This window comes from Nonomuraea zeae (assembly GCF_005889725.1).
GTDB classification, from domain to species: Bacteria; Actinomycetota; Actinomycetes; order Streptosporangiales; family Streptosporangiaceae; genus Nonomuraea; species Nonomuraea zeae.
The window spans coordinates 1-15,241 of the sequence record NZ_VCKX01000287.1 but is presented as its reverse complement, the minus strand read 5'-3'; the positions used below and the strand labels follow the sequence as shown (position 1 = coordinate 15,241).

Below are 15,241 nucleotides of genomic sequence, written 5' to 3'. Positions count from 1 at the left end.
CTCCCTGCCCGCCCGCCGGGTGCGTTGCCACATCGGGGCTTCTCAGAACCACATCGGCGGCCGCCAGGTGCAGGTGCCGGTGCCGGCAACTGCAGCCGTAGGAGACGGCTGGGCCTCGGCGGCGGCTCAGCCCCGGCCCAGGACGCAGAACTCGTTGCCCTCCGGGTCGGCCATGACCTTCCACGAGACGTCCCCCTGGCCCACATCGGCGAGCCTCGCGCCGAGGGCCTCAAGCCGGGCCACCTCCGCCGCCTGATCGTCACCGGGGTCGGGCAGCAGGTCGAGATGGACGCGGCTCCACGTGTCCTTCAGGTGGGGCGTGCGGAGGAACTCCAGATACGGGCCGACACCCTTGGCCGAGCGCAGCAGCGCGCGATCGTCGGTCACCTCGTGCAGGGTCCAATCGATCGCCTCGCCCCAGAACCGGGTCATGGCCCGCGGGTCGGCGCAGTCGACGACCACCGCGGCGATCGGCCCGGTGTCCTGGTGGATCTCCTGAGGCTCCAGGACGCAGAACAGGTTGCCCTCGGGGTCGGCCAGCACCGTCCGAGGGAGGTCGCCTTGACCGGCGTCGGCGGGCGTGGCGCCGAGCTCCTTCAGGCGCGCGACCAGCTCCGCGTGATGGGCCGCAGAGGTGGTGGTGAGTTCGATGTGCACGCGGTATTTCACCGTCTCGGGGTCTGGGACGGTGACGAAATCGATGTAGAAACCGGCGGGGTCCGGCCAGGTGAAATCCACGGGCTCGAGGTTGGTCACACCGGGCCCCTCGCTGGAAAGGCCCCAGTTGAGCGCCTCCGCCCAGAACCGGCCCAGCGCCGAGTCGTCCCGGGCTTTGACATTCACCTGAACGAGTCGCAACGCCATGCCGCCAGCCCTATACCGGAGCGATGATCAGCAATGAACCGCGCGCCTGCGGTAACCGGCAGGTCAGGGACGTTGTTCGGCCGGCCGAAAACCTTACGGGCTCCCCGTCGCAACAGCAGTTGCGGAGCACGAGGAATGGGGCCAGATCTCGTCGGCCCCACGCACCGAGAGAGACCAGGAAGCGGAGCAACGATGCCGTCCGTCATGTCCGGCGAATTCGCGAGCCACTCTTAAGATCACTCAGGAACAGCTCCCTATCGGAAGAGCTCACCTATGCGCACCATTTACGCCGTCACCCATCCGGAGGCGACGCACCACGCCGAAAGGGTCGTCGGCAACCGCCAGGTCGTCCACCTCGGTGACACCCGCCATCTCGACGTCAAGATCTGACGAGCGGCAGCTGGGCCGTGGTGCCGCCTGGACCGGGCTTCTCCCCCGGCCGTGAGCGGCCGGGGCGCACGCCACACCCAGGGACGGCGCCTACCCCCACACCGCCTTGCCGAGGATGGCGCCCAGGCCCGGCGTCTTCCAATGGTCGACCACGATCACCTTCTTGGCCTTCACGTACCAGACGCGCTGGGTGTAGGAGGCGACGTTCAGCCTGCCGCCGTCGCAGGACACCTTCCACTCGGTGAACCGCGCCCGCTGCCCGGCCCCGAACGCCGCCTTCGAGGTCCTGACGCGGGTGGCCTGCCCGCTGAAGTACTTCTTCTTCGGCACGCACTCGCTCACCCCGCTGCTGGGGTGGTAGGGCCGGTCAGCCTGGTACGCGCTGCCCTCGGAGGCGTACCTGACCGCCCGGGGGCCGCCCAGCAGGAAGCTCCTGCACTCGGCGGCCGCCGGAGAGCAGGCACCGGTGATGACGCGCAGGTTGACGCCCTCCTTCTTGGTGTGCCACGTGAGGGGGACCCGGAGGGTGAATCCCTGGAACGTCACCGGCTTGGTGGCGGCCTGCGCAGGCGAACCGGTCAGGACGAGGGACGCGCTGAGCGCGACAGTCAGGATCATGAGCCGTGATCCTAGGGTGACCACGCCCGGCATCGTCAAGATTGTTCCGATGTGCGAAGAACCACGCAGCCTTCCCAGAACTTTCCCGACGATCTTTGCATCCCAAGTCCCGTGGAAATTCTCGTCGCGGGCGACCCCCAGCGCCTGGGCGGCTACTGGCTCGCGGGCCGGCTGGGCGCCGGCGGTCAGGGCGTCGTCTATGAGGGCTACGCCGGGGACGACACCCGCGTGGCCGTCAAGGTCCTGCACCGTGACCGGGCCGCGCAGCTCGCCAAGGAGGCCGCCGCCGCGCAGCGGGTCGCTTCCTTCTGCACCGCACGGGTGATCGAGGCGTGCTCGGAGGGCCCCAGGCCCTACCTGGTCAGCGAGTACGTGCCCGGCCCCACCCTGCGCGAGGCGGTCGCCCGTGCCGGGCGATCAGGTCCACGGCGTCGATGAGGTAGTCGCGGACCGTTGGAGATGAAGTAGTTGAAGTTGACTCGCCCCCAGCCGGGTTTGATGCCCTGGCAGCCCGCCTCGAGTTCCGGCTCGAAGGCGCGGGAGTGCGCGGCGTCGATGGCGAACAGGCGGCGACCGTAGGGGCGGGCGCAGGAGCAGCCGCCGCGAGGATGCCGACCAGCTTGTCGACGGCGGCGGTCGCCCCCGACCCGCAGAAGATCACCACGTCGTCCGGGCCGCCGCCGACGCCCTCGTGCACGGCGCGGCGCGGCGGACTGTGTCACCATCCCCTCAGCATCCTCGCGAGGGCGGAGCTGGTGACCGGTCGTCGGTCCTGCCGGTGGCGCCTTTGGTCCCCCGCATTTGCTCCGAAGGGTACCCCCAGGGGTATATTGGAGGCATGGAGCTGAACGAGAGCATGGTGGGCGACGCCCTGACCCGCCTCAAGCGGGCGCACGGCCAGTTGGCCGGGGTCATCGCGATGATCGAGGCGGGCGAGGACTGCACGAAGGTGCTCACCCAGCTCGCAGCCGTCTCCAAGGCGCTCGACCGGGCAGGATTCAAGATCGTCGCCACCGGCCTGAGACACTGCCAGGACGCCGACAGGCGCGGCGACGAGCCACCCATGAGCGTCGCGGAGCTGGAGAAGCTCTTCCTGGCGCTCGCCTGACAGCCGGCGGCCACGGGACGTCCGTGGCCGCACATTTTCGACCTTCGCATACCCCGGGGGGTATTAAGATTATGGATGTCCTGTCATTCCGGACACCCGGCCTGGGCGACCAGACCTACCTGCTGACCCACGACGGCCGCGGAGTCCTCGTCGATCCCCAGCGCGACATCGGCCGCTTCCTGGACGCCGCCGCCGAACGGGACGTCGAGTTGCGGTTCGTGCTGGAGACCCACCTGCACAACGACTACGTCTCCGGCGCCGAGCAGGCCGCCCTGCGCACCGGCGCCGAGCTGGTGCTGCCCGCCGCCGCGGCCCCCGCCTACCGGCACACGCCCGCCTTCCACCTGGAGGACATCGACGGCGGCGACGGCCTGACCCTGCGGCCCGTCCACACGCCGGGCCACACCCCGGAGCACACCAGCTACCTGGTGCTCATCGACGGCGAGCCGGTCGCGTTGTTCTCCGGCGGCAGCCTACTGGTCGCCTCCGCCGGGCGTCCTGACCTGCTCGGCATCGAACGCGCCCGCTCCCTGGCCCGCCTCCAGCACCGATCGCTGCACCGGCTGGCCGCGCTGCCGCCCGGCATCGCCCTGTATCCGACCCACGGCGAGGGCTCGTTCTGCACCGCCACCGGCGCCGGCCGCCTGACCTCCACCATCGCAACAGAGCTGACGGTCAACCCGCTGCTGGCCATCGACGACGCAGAGAAGTTCGCCGACACGCTGCTGGCCGCCCCCATGCCCATCCCCGCCTTCTACCGGTATATGGGCCCGGCCAACACCCTCGGCGTGCCGGCCATGCCACCTACCCGGGTGCCCGACATCGACGAGCCCGCCGGCCATGTCGTGGACCTCCGCCCCCGGCACGTCCAGGCACAGGGCATGCTGCCCGGCTCGTACGGCATCGAGCTGGACGACGACTTCGGCAGCTGGACCGGCTGGCTGCTCCCCCACGACCAGCCGATCACCCTGGTCGCCGAACCCGGCCAGGACGTCACCGAGGCCGTCACCCAGCTCGCCCAGATCGGCATCGACACCGTCCAGGGTGTCGTCCGCGACCTCGGCCAGGCCGCCACGCAGACCTATCGGCTGGCGAACCTCGACGCCTTCGTCGAGCTGCTCGGGGCCGGCCTGCAACTCCTGGACGTGCGCATGCCCAGCGAATGGGAGCAGACCCGGCTGGAGGGCGCCATCGAGCGTTTCCTGCCCGACCTGTTCACCCAGGGCATTCCCGCCGAACTCGACCCGGAGCGGCCGGTACTCGTCGCGTGCGCCTCCGGCCGCCGCGCCGCCATCGCCGCCACCTATCTCGCCCGTGAGGGCTACCGGCCGATCGCGCTCACCGGAGCCGGCGTCCCCGACGTCGCCAACGCCCTTGACAAGCTCAACTAGAGGAGAGGACCCCATGTCCCCCATCGACGCCGCCACCGCCCGCTCACTGATCGCGGCCAACCCGGACGTCCTCGTCGTGGACGTCCGCACCCCGGCCGAGTTCGGCACGGCGCACATCGACGGCGCCATCAACCTGCCCCTCGATCAGGTCGACGCACACCTGCGGCGCATCGTCACCGACGCGGGCGGCCGCCTGCTGCTCATCTGCCAGTCCGGCAGCCGCGCCGAGCGCGCCCGGGCGGCTCTCAGCGACGCCGGCCTGTCCGACGTCGCGGTCCTGGACGGCGGCATGAACGCCTGGATCGCCTCAGGAGCACCGGTCAACCGCGGCCGGGCGCGCTGGCCGCTGGAGCGCCAAGTCCGGCTCGCCGCCGGCAGCATCGTGCTCGCCTCGGTGGTAGCGAGCCTCTGGATCCCCTTCGCGCTGCTCTTGGCCGCGTTCGTCGGGGCGGGCCTGGCGTTCGCGGCGCTCACCGACACCTGCGCCATGGGTCTGCTGCTGGCCAGGCTGCCCTACAACCGCGGCAGCGGCGTGGACGTCGAGGCCGCCCTCGCCCGCCTGCGCGGCTCCAGGACGATCGGTTGAGGCTGGACCTTTCCATGACCTCTGCATACCCCCGGGGGTAAACATGTTCACCTTGACTCTGACCGCTGTCGCACTGGTCGGCGTCACGCTCGGCCTGTTCGGCGGCGGCGGGTCGATCCTCGCCGTGCCGGTGCTGGTCTACCTCGCGGGCGTGCCGGCCAAGCAGGCCATCGCCCTGTCGCTGTTCGTCGTGGCCCTCACCAGTGCGGTCAGCGCGATCGGGCACGCCCGGGCCGGGCGCGTCCGCTGGCGTACCGGGCTGGTCTTCGGCGCGGCCGGCATGGCGGGCGCCTACACGGGCGGGCTGATCGGCCCGCACCTGCCCGAAACACTGCTCATGGCCGCCTTCGCGGCCATGATGCTCGCCACCGCAATCGCCATGATCCGCGACCGCCGCACCCCACCCGCCACACCGGCCCGCCACGAACTGCCGGTCCTCCATGTGATCGCCGAGGGAGTCGCCGTCGGCCTGGTCACCGGGCTCGTCGGCGCGGGCGGCGGCTTCCTGGTGGTGCCCGCTCTGGTCCTGCTCGGTGGCCTGCCCATGGGCGTGGCGGTGGGCACCTCGCTGCTCGTCATCGCCATGAAGTCCCTGGCCGGCCTGGCCGGATACCTGCACAGCGTCCCCATCGACTGGTCGGTGGCACTCCCGGTGTCCGCGGCCGCCGTCGCCGGCGGACTGGCCGGCGGCTCCCTAGCCGGCCGGATCAACGCCGACCGGCTGCGCACGGCGTTCGGCTGGTTCGTGCTGGCCATGGGCTCCTTCATCCTCGTCCAGCAGGTGCCGCCCGCCCTGCTGCACACCGCCTGGACCGCCGCCGCGGCAGCCCTGGCGGCGCTGGCCGCCGCCGCCGTCCTCGTGCTGCGGCGACGCCGATCGATCAAGAGGAAGCAGCCTTCACGCTCCGATGTCGATACCCCTAGGGGTATCAAGCCCGGGAGGAAGCCGTGACCAAGCCGATCACCATCACCGCCGCCAACTGAACCGAGCACGTCACCGACACCGGCACGATCCGCATCGACCTGTGGGCGTCCTGATGTGGGCCCTGCCTGCGCTTCACACCGGTCTTCGAAGCCGCCGCCGGCCGCCACCCCGACCTCGTCTTCGGCAAGGTCGACACCGCACGGCCCGGCCGCCGCACCGCTGGCCCGCTCCGGCACGTGACGCTCGGTCCGCGTCGTGATCGTCGCACTGGAGATGATCGTCCAGATGTTCCTCGCCCTAGAACGCGGCGATCACCGCTTGCCCGGAGCGGACCGCAGAGGAGATCACCGATGGTCAGTGTCAGCATGGAGACGCCGGAACAGACCGAAGAGCGTCTCCGCCGGGTGATCGCCCGAGCCGACGTCCTCGTGCACGACGGCGTCTGGTGCTTCGAAGAGTCCCCCATCGACCAGTCGCCCGTGCTCACCGGCGACACGCTGGCCGTGGTCCGCGACGACCAGAGCTGGAGCCGCCTGGTCCCGCTCACCCAGGAGCAAGAGCACATCGAACGGTTCGGGATCTTCTCGTTTCACTTCCCCGCCGACCTCGACAACAGCGGCTTCGTCGGCTGGCTGGCCGGCCGGCTGAAGGTACGACTGGGGACCGGCGTGTTCGTCATCTGCGGCAGCAACCGCGCCCGCGGCGGCATCTATGACTACTGGGGTTGTCCGATCGACCTGCTCGACGACGCCATCGCCGTCGTCGAGGCACTGCGCGCCGGCTGAGCCTGGCCCTATGGCCCGGTAGATGGCGTCATGGCCGATTCCCAGCGCACGGCGATCAGCGGTGGCTGTACCCTGATCAACTGTTCGTGCCGAGCACCATGGCAGGAGACGGGGCATGACTTCCAGGCTGGCCGGTGACATGGTCGGCGGCCGCTACCGGCTGGCCGCCGAGCTGGGCTCCGGTGGCTTCGGGCGGGTCTGGCGGGCCCGCGACGAGACCCTCGACGTGGACGTTGCGATCAAGGAGCTGCGACTGCCGCCGGGGATGCCGGAAACCGAACGAGCCGAGCGGCGGGCGCGCGCCACGCGCGAGGCCCGCAATGCCGCCCGGTTACGCACGCACGACGGCATCGTCGCCATCCACGACGTCGTCATCGACGACGACCTTCCCTGGATCGTCATGGAACTGGTCGACGGCTGCTCACTGGACGAGCACCTCCAGCGGCACGGCCCCCTTCCGGCGGGCAGGGCCGCCGAGGTCGCCGTGGCGCTGCTGACGGCGATCGGCGCGGCACACCGCGAAGGTGTCGTGCACCGCGACATCAAACCGGCCAACGTCATGCTCGCCGGCAACGGCAAAATCCTGCTCACCGACTTCGGGACGGCGATCCACCCCACCGACACCGCGCTGACCGCCACCGGGATGCTCATCGGCTCGGCGGAGTACACGGCGCCCGAGCGGCTGCGCGGCAGCGACGGCCTTCCCGCCGGGGACCTGTTCTCCCTCGGCGTGACCCTTTACCAGGCCGTCGAGGGCGTCTCACCGTTCCGCCGCCCCACCCAGGAAGCGACGCTGGCCGCCGTACTCCTGGAGGAGGCCCCCGCGCCGCGGCGATCCGGGCCGCTCACCCAGCTCATCACCCGCCTCCTGGACAAGGACCCGGACCGGCGGCCCACCGCCGGCGAAGCCCTGGCCATGGCGGCTGACCTCGCAGGTGAGCAGCCGGCGACCACCGTCCGCCTGCGGCGCGACACCAAGATCCTGCCGGCGCGGCCGGGCAAGCCCTCAAGCGTCGCCGCGCCGGCGGTGGCCCTGACGGCGATGGCGGCCATCACGGCGCTCGGCGTCGCCGGACTCCCCGATGCCGGCGGAACGTGGGAGCACTTCGAGCACTACGGGGACGACGCCGTGGCCAGCCTCGCCCTGCTGATCGCCGCCGTCGCCGATGTCGTTCTCGCCGGCCTGGTGTGCGCCGCCTTCGCGCGGTTCCTGCCGGCGAACGCCGGCAGGACCGTCACCGCGGCCGTCGCCGCCGCCGGGCTCGCCTTCGGCTGTGGCGCGACCGCCTTCGCCTTCCACGGCGCCGGCGAGATCTTCCGGAACGCGATGGAGCTGTCCGGGCGAGAATCCGCGACAACGTCGCTGGCCTTGATCAGCATCGTCGTCCTCGTCGCTGCCGGGTCGGCCTGGAGCTCCCACCGCCCCGATCGACACGTAACCGGAGGCCGGAGATCTTCGTAACGCGCCCTCGACGAGCGGCTACGCGGGGCGCAGCAGCTCCTCGCGCCTGGTCAGCAGCTGGACGCGCTCGGCCAGCAACCGGGCGCGACGCGCCGCCAACTGCTCCCCGGTCTCGCACACCCACTGCGCCAGCTTCTTCACCTCGGCCCGGGTCTTCTCGATGCGCTGATGCTTGAGCACATCGCTGATGATGTTGTCGAAGAAAGCGTCCACGAACCACCGCGTGTCCACCTTGGGCATCACCGGCCGGGCCGCGACCCCGGTGTCGGCCAGCTCGCGGGCGAAGACGTCCAGAGCCCGCTGGGCATGCCAGGCCGCCTTGTCGGCACTGGTCAGCTTGTCGTGCTCGTAGGCGTCGACGAACAGGCCGCCGCCGAACATGTCGAAGGTGGAGGCGTTCCTGGCGGAGTCGAGGAAGCGCAGCACGACGCCGAGCGCCTCATGCGCGTCCTTCCCCGCCTGCCGGGCCTCCTCACACTCGCGCACCTCGGCGCTCAACCGGTCGATCGCGGCGCCGAGATCGGCCAGCTCCCGCGCCCGCGGATCGCCGCTCGCGATGAGCTGCTGCTCCTTCACCACCAGCAGCCGCGCGTACTCCCGGGACGCCGGGTCGAGCACGGCCAGCTCGGCGCCGGCCACCGCCGCGTCGGCTTCGAGCTGCGCGAGCCGGACCCGGTGACCGTCCACGCGTTCCCTGGCCACCACCGCCTCGGCGCGCTCGCGCTCCAGCCGCTCCTCGCGGTTGCCCAGCATGCGGGCCAGGACGGCGGACAGCCCGCCTTCCAGCCGGGCGACGTCACGCTCCTCCTCGACCAGCTCGAACTCCAGGACCTCCAGGGCGCCGCGGACGTCCGCGATCTGCTGCCCGACGGTCTGGCGCAGCCGCCGGACATGCTCGGCGCGGTGCATCCTGGCAGACGCCTCGCGCAACCGTTCGTCAAGTTCCGGGGAGAGGGTCACGCAATGACGACGAACGGGCCGCACCGGATGTTCCGCACAGCTCGCCGAGCCTGCGCCACGACCGCCAGGCGGCACAAATCCGGCTAATGTTGCTCCGCATGACGCACACCAAGATCGAGATCACCGCGGAGCTGGTCCGGGAGCTGCTGCTCGACCAGCATCCCGACCTGGCCGATCACCCGGTGAGTCTCGGCGCGCGCGGCTGGGACAACCAGCTCTGGCGGCTCGGCGACGACCTCGCCGTCCGGCTGCCCTGGGCGACGGAGTCCGCCGACGCGCTGCTGCGCAAGGAGCACACCTGGCTGCCCGCCCTCGCCCCGCGCCTCCCGCTGCCGATCCCCGTCCCGCAACGCCTCGGCCAGCCGTCGCCGCGCTTTCCGCGCCCCTGGATCGTCACCACCTGGGTGCCGGGCCAGCCCGCCGACCGCGCCCCCATCACGCGCGGCGCGCAGGCGGCCGACGCCCTGGCCGCCTTCCTGACGGCACTGCACCAGCCCGCCCCCGAACACGCTCCCGCCGGCCGGGACCGCGGAGGGCCGCTGGCCGACTACTCCGAGGGCTTCATCCAGGGGCTCGCCTCGGCCACCGAGATGGGGTTGATCCCCGACCCCGACGCCGTCCGCGCGGTCTGGGACGACGCCGTCGCCGCACCCGGCTGGACAGGCCCGGCCCTGTGGCTCCACGGCGACCTGCATCCGGCCAACATCCTCACCACGGACGGCACCATCTGCGGCGTGATCGACTTCGGCGACCTGTTCGCAGGCGACCCGGCCGGCGACCTCGCCGCCGCCTGGAGCCTGCTGCCGGACGGCGCCGCCGACCGCTTCCACGCCGCCTACCAGCCGGCCCCGGACGCCGCGACCCTGCGCCGCGCCCGCGGATGGGCAGTACGCCGCGCCCTCGGCGGCATCCACATCGGAGAAGCCGGCCTCCGCGGCCGCCCCGGCGGCAAGGCCACGTGGGGCCCACCCGCCCACGCGGCCCTGCAGCGCCTCATCGCAACCGCCCAGCGCTAATTCACCTGCCCAGGACGCCGGGGCGGGCGATCCGCGAGGTCAGGCGCCGGCCATCGCCGCCGGTACGTCCTCCGCCTCCCTGAGGGAGGCCGACAGCGCCCGAGCCTCATGTTCGGTCATCCGCGAGGTGTCGTACGGCACGGCGTTGACCCAACGCTGCGCCAGCCGGGCGATCCGCTCGCCGTACCGCTCCGCCGTGATCAGGTCCCCGCGCGAACCGGCCTGCTCCGGCCCCAGGTCGGCGTGACTCTGGCTCATCAGGCCCAGCCACGAGCCCAGCCGGTTCACATCATCGCGCGAGCCACCACTCCAGTTGTTGCCCGGCATGTCACCCACCCCGATCCACTGCATGCCCATCTGCGCCGCGAAGACCGCCAGCTGCTCCAGCACCGCCAGCTTGTCGCCGCTCTGCGAGGCCGACATCGTGAACCCCCCAGCCAGCTTGTCCTTCCACGCCTGCGTCGTGAACGGCGTGAACGCCGCCTCCATGAACGCCTTGAACACCGCCGACACACTCCCCATCAGCGTCGGGGAGCCGAAGACGATCGCATCCGAGCGCCCGATCAGCGCCAGCACCTCCGCATCATGCCAACGACCCGCGGTGACGTCCTCGGGCCGGATCTCGGCGAGATGCACCCGGGCGCCCGGCACCAGCCGCACCCCGGCGGCGAGGTGCTCGGCCAGCACCCGGGTGTGCCCGTGCACCGAGTGGTAGACCACCGTCACCGTGACCACCGGCGCATCCTGCTCACGGTCAACGTCAATGCCTGTCATGTGCTCTTCACTACTCCCGGTCGTAGGGGAAAACCCTGCTTGCCCCACCATCACAGCCTGCCTACGCCACCGGCATCAACGCCGACCTCCGCCACCCAGCGATCGGCCACACCGATCGATCGCGCTAGCCTGACCCCATGGACAGGATGGAACTGGAAGCATTCGTCGCGGTCGCCGAAGAGCTCCACTTCGGCCGCGCCGCCGCACGCCTGCACCGAGGCCAGCCCACCGTCAGCGACGCCATCAGACGACTGGAAAGCACCCTGGGCGGGCGGCTGTTCCACCGCACCAGCCGCCGGGTCTCACTGACCGACCTCGGCGAAGCGCTGCTGCCCGACGCCCACGCCACCCTGGCCCAGCTACGCCGCTTCCAGCAACGCGGACGCTCCCTGGCCGCCGGCGACCGGACCCGCACCACCCTCGTCGTCGCCCACGCCGAATACACCGGCCACCAACTGCTGCTGCGCTGCCTGCCACAACTGCACGAACGCTTCCCCGACGTGACGATCGTGCCGGAAGCCATGCCGACCACAGCCCAGCTCACCGCCCTGCGGGCGGAAACGATCGGGCTCGGCATCGGCTGGGCGACCGGCAACGTCACCGGCGTACGCGCGAGGGTCCTGTCCACCGAGAGATTCATGGCACTCGTACCCGCGACCCACCCACTCGCCGCCCACACCGAGCTGAGCGCGTCCGAGCTGTCCACCACCGGCCTGCTCACCTGGCCCCACCAGATCAACAGCGGCCTGTGCGACCGCCTGCTGTCCGCCTTCCACATCGGCGGAGCCGACCTGCGCATCATCAGAACCGCCGACAGCGTGCACGCCATCGCCGCCCATGTCGCCGCAGGAGCGGGCATCGGCATCACCGTCGAATCCGCACTCGACCACCAGCCACCCGGCCTGCGCGTCATCCCCCTCACCGGCCCCTCGACCACCGCCGACCAGGTCGTCCTCACCCCCACCGAGCCGTCGGACACCGCCACAGCACTGCGCGACCTGCTGCTGCACGCCTCGGCACCGTCACCCGCCACCGATCACTGAGCGGCGGGCAGCCTCACGACCTGCGCAACCACCTCGCCCACTTCCAGCACACCCGCATGCACCACCCACGCGAAGACCTGGAGATCCACTGGCCGGCACCTCTCACCGCCGGCTCCTACTGAACCCCGCGCCCCCGCACGATCGCGCCGCCGAGCGCCTCGGTGCCCGTCACACCGACGATCACCTCACCGTTCTCGAAAACGAATCTCGGCACAGTGGTGACCCCCGCGCGCCGCGCCGCGGCCACCTGCTCACGCACCTCGGCAACCCCCTCCCCGGAGGCGAGAAAACCCCGCACCCGACCGCCGCCCAAACCGACCCGCTCAGCCAGCTCGGCAAGTCGCCCGTGATCGGCGACATTCACACCATCACGGAAGTACGCATCGAACAGGACAGTCGCCAGCGCGGCCTGCACCCCGGCACCATGCTCACGCAGGACGAACCACAACAGCCGATGCGCGGTCAACGTATTGACCGCCACCGCACGATCGAATCGGTACTCGACCCCCTCCACAGCACCAACCCGTGCCATCTCCGCGAGCATCGCCTCAGCCTGCTCCCGACCGAACAACTCCACCACCGTGTCCATCAGCGGCCGAGACTCCTCCGACGCGTCGGGAAGCAACTGAAACGGACGACAGACCAGCTCGACATCCCCTTCCGCACCGGACGCCTCCACCGCACGATGGAACTGATGCGTGCCCAGACGGCACCACGGGCACGCCACATCGCTGTACACCTCAACCCTCATGCCAGGTCCCTCCGAGTAGCAGGGTCCCGCAACACCCGAAGGGCACCAGACCAGGCGAAGACCTCATCCAGCATCAGGGCCAGGGCGGCCTCCTGACGTTCACCCGGAGCACAGACGCCCGCCGCGGAACCAGTGAAATCGAAGTCGACGTACGGATTGATCGCCACCTGCGCATGCACATCCGCGATCTTGATCTCACCCATGGTCTGCCGCAGTTGTTCAGCGGCACGCGTACCACCGAAGACCCCATAGCTCACAATCCCGGCCGCCTTGTCATTCCACTCCGCGTACAGAAAATCGATGGCATTCTTCAACGCCGCCGGAACGGCACTGTTGTACTCCGGAGTGACGAACACGAACCCGTCGAACCTGCCGATCGCCGCCGCCCACCGCTTCGTATGATCATGCTGGTACGCACCGATGACCGCAGGCGCCGGCTCATCCAGCAACGGCAACTCGAAATCCGCGATGTCAACGAGCTCCAAACCCGCCCGCCCCGCCTTCACCGCAGGATGCCGACCAGCCACCTCGGCAACCCACCCAGCCACATCCACCACCCGCCGCCCAGGACGAGTGCTACCCAGAATGATCGCGATCCGGATCACAGAACCTCCTCCCCAAACCCTTCCGGCAAAGGTGCTCACACCAGCCAGCCTCCCCGAACCACACACGTCCAGGCCAGGCCGCGGTTTTCCTAGCCCTGGCAGGGCCAGCCTCACCACGAATACAATCGCAACCAATGACCGAAACAGAGCTGGGCGCATTCCTCCGCGCACACCGCGAAGCGGTCCCACCCGCCACAGTCGGACTCCCAGCCGGAAACCGGCGCCGCACCCCCGGCCTGCGCCGCGCCGAACTGGCCACACTCGCCGGCGTCAGCGTGGACTACCTCACCCGCCTCGAACAAGGACGCGACCGCAGCCCCTCCGCCCAAGTGCTCGCCGCACTCGCAGACACCCTCGGCCTGTCCCGCGACGAACGAATCCACCTGCACCGGCTCGCCAAAACCCCCGGCAGCAGCCCCTGCGCCGCAGCCGCCACCACACGCGCCCGAACAGTACGCCCAACCGTCCAAACCCTGCTGAACCACCTCGAACCCACCCCAGCACTGGTTACCAACCCGCCCGGCGACCTCCTCGCATGGACCGCCGGCTTCACCCGGCTCGCCGGCCCCACCGGACTGCTGGACACCCAGCCACCCAACCTCATCCGGTACGCATTCACCGACCCACGAGCACCCCACACCCACCCCGACTGGGACACGATCGCCCGCGAACGAGCCGCCACACTGCGAGCCGCCGCCGCACTCGGCGACCCGCACGCGGCCCTGCTCGCCGAAGAACTGACCATCACCACCGGCCCCCGCTTCCGCGACCGGTTCGAAAGCCCGGCCACACTGCCCGCCCGCACCGGCATCGAACGATGGACACACCCCGACGTGGGCGAACTACGACTGGCGTACGAGAGCCTGCAACTACCCGACCCCGACGAGCAGCAACTGATCGTCTACCTCGCCTCCGACGAAGCCACCACCGCCGCCCTAGACCACCTCAACAACCATCACACCGCCACATCAACCACGCCGCCCGGCCACGACCCACGAACCCCCCGCTAACAGGCCGGCGCCCAAGCCAAGATCCAACCCTGCCCGAACATAGGCGACTCCTGACCAGGCAAAGGCGGTGCCCCACACCGACCGGCGGGCAACATGAAAGTCGGACACACGGTCCACGATCAACACGCCTCCCGGAAGGTCAGAGGGCATGCCAGAGATCATCGCGGGCTTGGAGATCCCCGAGACAGCAGCCGCCGAAGAAGCAACCAGACACATCCAGGAAACGACCACCCCCCTCATCTACCACCACTCCCGCCGGGTCTTCTTCTTCGCCCTGATCCACGCGCACCAACTCGGCGTCAAACCGGACCCGGAGCTGCTCTACCTGGCGGCCATGTTCCACGACACCGGCCTCCTGACCCCCTACTCCGACATCGAGCAGCGCTTCGAAGTCGACGGCGCCGACCACGCGCGCAAGTTCCTCCTCGACCACGGCTTCTCGACAACCGCCGCCGAAACCGTCTGGACGGCGATCGCACTGCACACCACACCAGGCATCCCCGGCCGGATGGCCCCGGAAATCGCGACCACGCACCTCGGCGTCCTGACCGACGTGCTCGGCTTCGGCCTGGACGGACTCGAACGCGATCAGCTCGACGAAATCCTCGCCGTCCACCCACGCGGGGACTTCAAGAACGAGTTTCTGCGAGCGTACGTGGACGGGCTCAAGCACCGCCCCGAGACCACGAACGGCACCGTGAACTCCGACGTGCTCGAACACTTCATCCCGGGCTTCCGGCGTACCACGACGGTCGAGCGCATCGTCGGCTCGCCCTGGCCGAGCTGACGGGGTGTTTCTGGTAGGCGTGCGGGCGTAGCCCGTTCCTTCTGGTGTTGTTTGAGGGGTTTTGCACTGAACCCAGCGCCTTTACAATGTAGATTTATAAGCAGGAGTGAGCATCCCGGTACTGCCGAACTCGGTCGACACTCCCCCTCGGCGAACCCTGGTAGCC

At 70.1% G+C, this 15,241-nt stretch carries 17 protein-coding genes; 11 read left to right on the top strand and 6 right to left on the bottom strand.

Features of this window, described 5'->3' with window-relative positions:
• Window positions 1-126: 126 nt before the first annotated feature.
• On the bottom strand, window positions 127-864 hold the full coding sequence (locus ETD85_RS50315) for a VOC family protein (protein ID WP_138696962.1): 738 nt from the start codon (window positions 862-864) through the stop codon (window positions 127-129).
• Window positions 865-1,344: 480 nt separating this feature from the next.
• Complete coding sequence (locus ETD85_RS50310; RefSeq protein WP_138696961.1) at window positions 1,345-1,872, bottom strand: hypothetical protein; 528 nt, start codon at window positions 1,870-1,872, stop codon at window positions 1,345-1,347.
• Window positions 1,873-1,983: 111 nt separating this feature from the next.
• Between ETD85_RS50310 and ETD85_RS50305 the strand changes: the two genes are divergently transcribed.
• From ETD85_RS50305 to ETD85_RS50265, 7 genes are all read left to right on the top strand, one after another.
• Entirely contained in the window at window positions 1,984-2,310 is a 327-nt protein-coding gene (locus ETD85_RS50305; protein WP_170247284.1) for a protein kinase, read from the top strand.
• A gap of 400 nt (window positions 2,311-2,710) precedes the next feature.
• Window positions 2,711-2,980 carry a metal-sensitive transcriptional regulator gene (locus tag ETD85_RS50295; RefSeq protein ID WP_138696959.1) on the top strand — a complete coding sequence of 90 codons (270 nt, stop codon included), beginning with the start codon at window positions 2,711-2,713 and terminating at the stop codon, window positions 2,978-2,980.
• 71 nt (window positions 2,981-3,051) lie between these two features.
• Entirely contained in the window at window positions 3,052-4,371 is a 1,320-nt protein-coding gene (locus ETD85_RS50290) for an MBL fold metallo-hydrolase (protein WP_138696958.1), read from the top strand.
• 13 nt (window positions 4,372-4,384) lie between these two features.
• On the top strand, window positions 4,385-4,957 hold the full coding sequence (locus ETD85_RS50285; RefSeq protein ID WP_138696957.1) for a rhodanese-like domain-containing protein: 573 nt from the start codon (window positions 4,385-4,387) through the stop codon (window positions 4,955-4,957).
• Window positions 4,958-5,000: 43 nt separating this feature from the next.
• Window positions 5,001-5,909: a sulfite exporter TauE/SafE family protein gene (locus ETD85_RS50280; RefSeq protein WP_138696956.1), complete on the top strand. Its 909-nt coding sequence runs from the start codon at window positions 5,001-5,003 to the stop codon at window positions 5,907-5,909.
• Window positions 5,910-6,232: 323 nt separating this feature from the next.
• A complete protein-coding gene (locus ETD85_RS50270; RefSeq protein ID WP_138696955.1) occupies window positions 6,233-6,667 on the top strand; it encodes a DUF6196 family protein in 435 nt (144 codons plus the stop codon).
• Window positions 6,668-6,782: 115 nt separating this feature from the next.
• Window positions 6,783-8,129 carry a serine/threonine-protein kinase gene (locus ETD85_RS50265; RefSeq protein ID WP_138696954.1) on the top strand — a complete coding sequence of 449 codons (1,347 nt, stop codon included), beginning with the start codon at window positions 6,783-6,785 and terminating at the stop codon, window positions 8,127-8,129.
• 18 nt (window positions 8,130-8,147) lie between these two features.
• On the opposite strand, the gene ETD85_RS50260 is transcribed toward ETD85_RS50265, so the two are convergent.
• Window positions 8,148-9,089: a hypothetical protein gene (locus ETD85_RS50260; RefSeq protein WP_138696953.1), complete on the bottom strand. Its 942-nt coding sequence runs from the start codon at window positions 9,087-9,089 to the stop codon at window positions 8,148-8,150.
• A 98-nt stretch (window positions 9,090-9,187) separates the two neighbouring features.
• On the opposite strand from ETD85_RS50260, the gene ETD85_RS50255 reads away from it, so the two are divergent.
• Window positions 9,188-10,105, top strand: a complete 918-nt coding sequence (locus ETD85_RS50255) for an aminoglycoside phosphotransferase family protein (RefSeq protein ID WP_138696952.1) — start codon at window positions 9,188-9,190, stop codon at window positions 10,103-10,105.
• A 39-nt stretch (window positions 10,106-10,144) separates the two neighbouring features.
• Here ETD85_RS50255 and ETD85_RS50250 read toward each other — a convergent pair whose 3' ends face one another.
• Window positions 10,145-10,879 (bottom strand): flavodoxin family protein, encoded by a 735-nt coding sequence (locus tag ETD85_RS50250; protein ID WP_138696951.1) that lies wholly within the window; start codon window positions 10,877-10,879, stop codon window positions 10,145-10,147.
• A gap of 137 nt (window positions 10,880-11,016) precedes the next feature.
• On the opposite strand from ETD85_RS50250, the gene ETD85_RS50245 reads away from it, so the two are divergent.
• On the top strand, window positions 11,017-11,922 hold the full coding sequence (locus ETD85_RS50245) for a LysR family transcriptional regulator (protein WP_138696950.1): 906 nt from the start codon (window positions 11,017-11,019) through the stop codon (window positions 11,920-11,922).
• Between the two features lie 115 nt (window positions 11,923-12,037).
• On the opposite strand, the gene ETD85_RS50240 is transcribed toward ETD85_RS50245, so the two are convergent.
• Together ETD85_RS50240 and ETD85_RS50235 are read right to left on the bottom strand one after the other, a co-directional pair.
• Window positions 12,038-12,673: a DsbA family oxidoreductase gene (locus ETD85_RS50240; RefSeq protein WP_138696949.1), complete on the bottom strand. Its 636-nt coding sequence runs from the start codon at window positions 12,671-12,673 to the stop codon at window positions 12,038-12,040.
• Entirely contained in the window at window positions 12,670-13,278 is a 609-nt protein-coding gene (locus tag ETD85_RS50235; protein WP_138696948.1) for an NADPH-dependent FMN reductase, read from the bottom strand. The genes ETD85_RS50240 and ETD85_RS50235 overlap by 4 nt, the downstream gene beginning before the upstream one ends.
• Window positions 13,279-13,412: 134 nt before the next feature.
• On the opposite strand from ETD85_RS50235, the gene ETD85_RS50230 reads away from it, so the two are divergent.
• Both ETD85_RS50230 and ETD85_RS50225 read left to right on the top strand, forming a co-directional pair.
• Entirely contained in the window at window positions 13,413-14,288 is an 876-nt protein-coding gene (locus ETD85_RS50230) for a helix-turn-helix transcriptional regulator (RefSeq protein ID WP_138696947.1), read from the top strand.
• 148 nt (window positions 14,289-14,436) lie between these two features.
• Window positions 14,437-15,075 (top strand): HD domain-containing protein, encoded by a 639-nt coding sequence (locus tag ETD85_RS50225; RefSeq protein ID WP_138696946.1) that lies wholly within the window; start codon window positions 14,437-14,439, stop codon window positions 15,073-15,075.
• The last annotated feature ends 166 nt before the right edge of the window (window positions 15,076-15,241 follow it).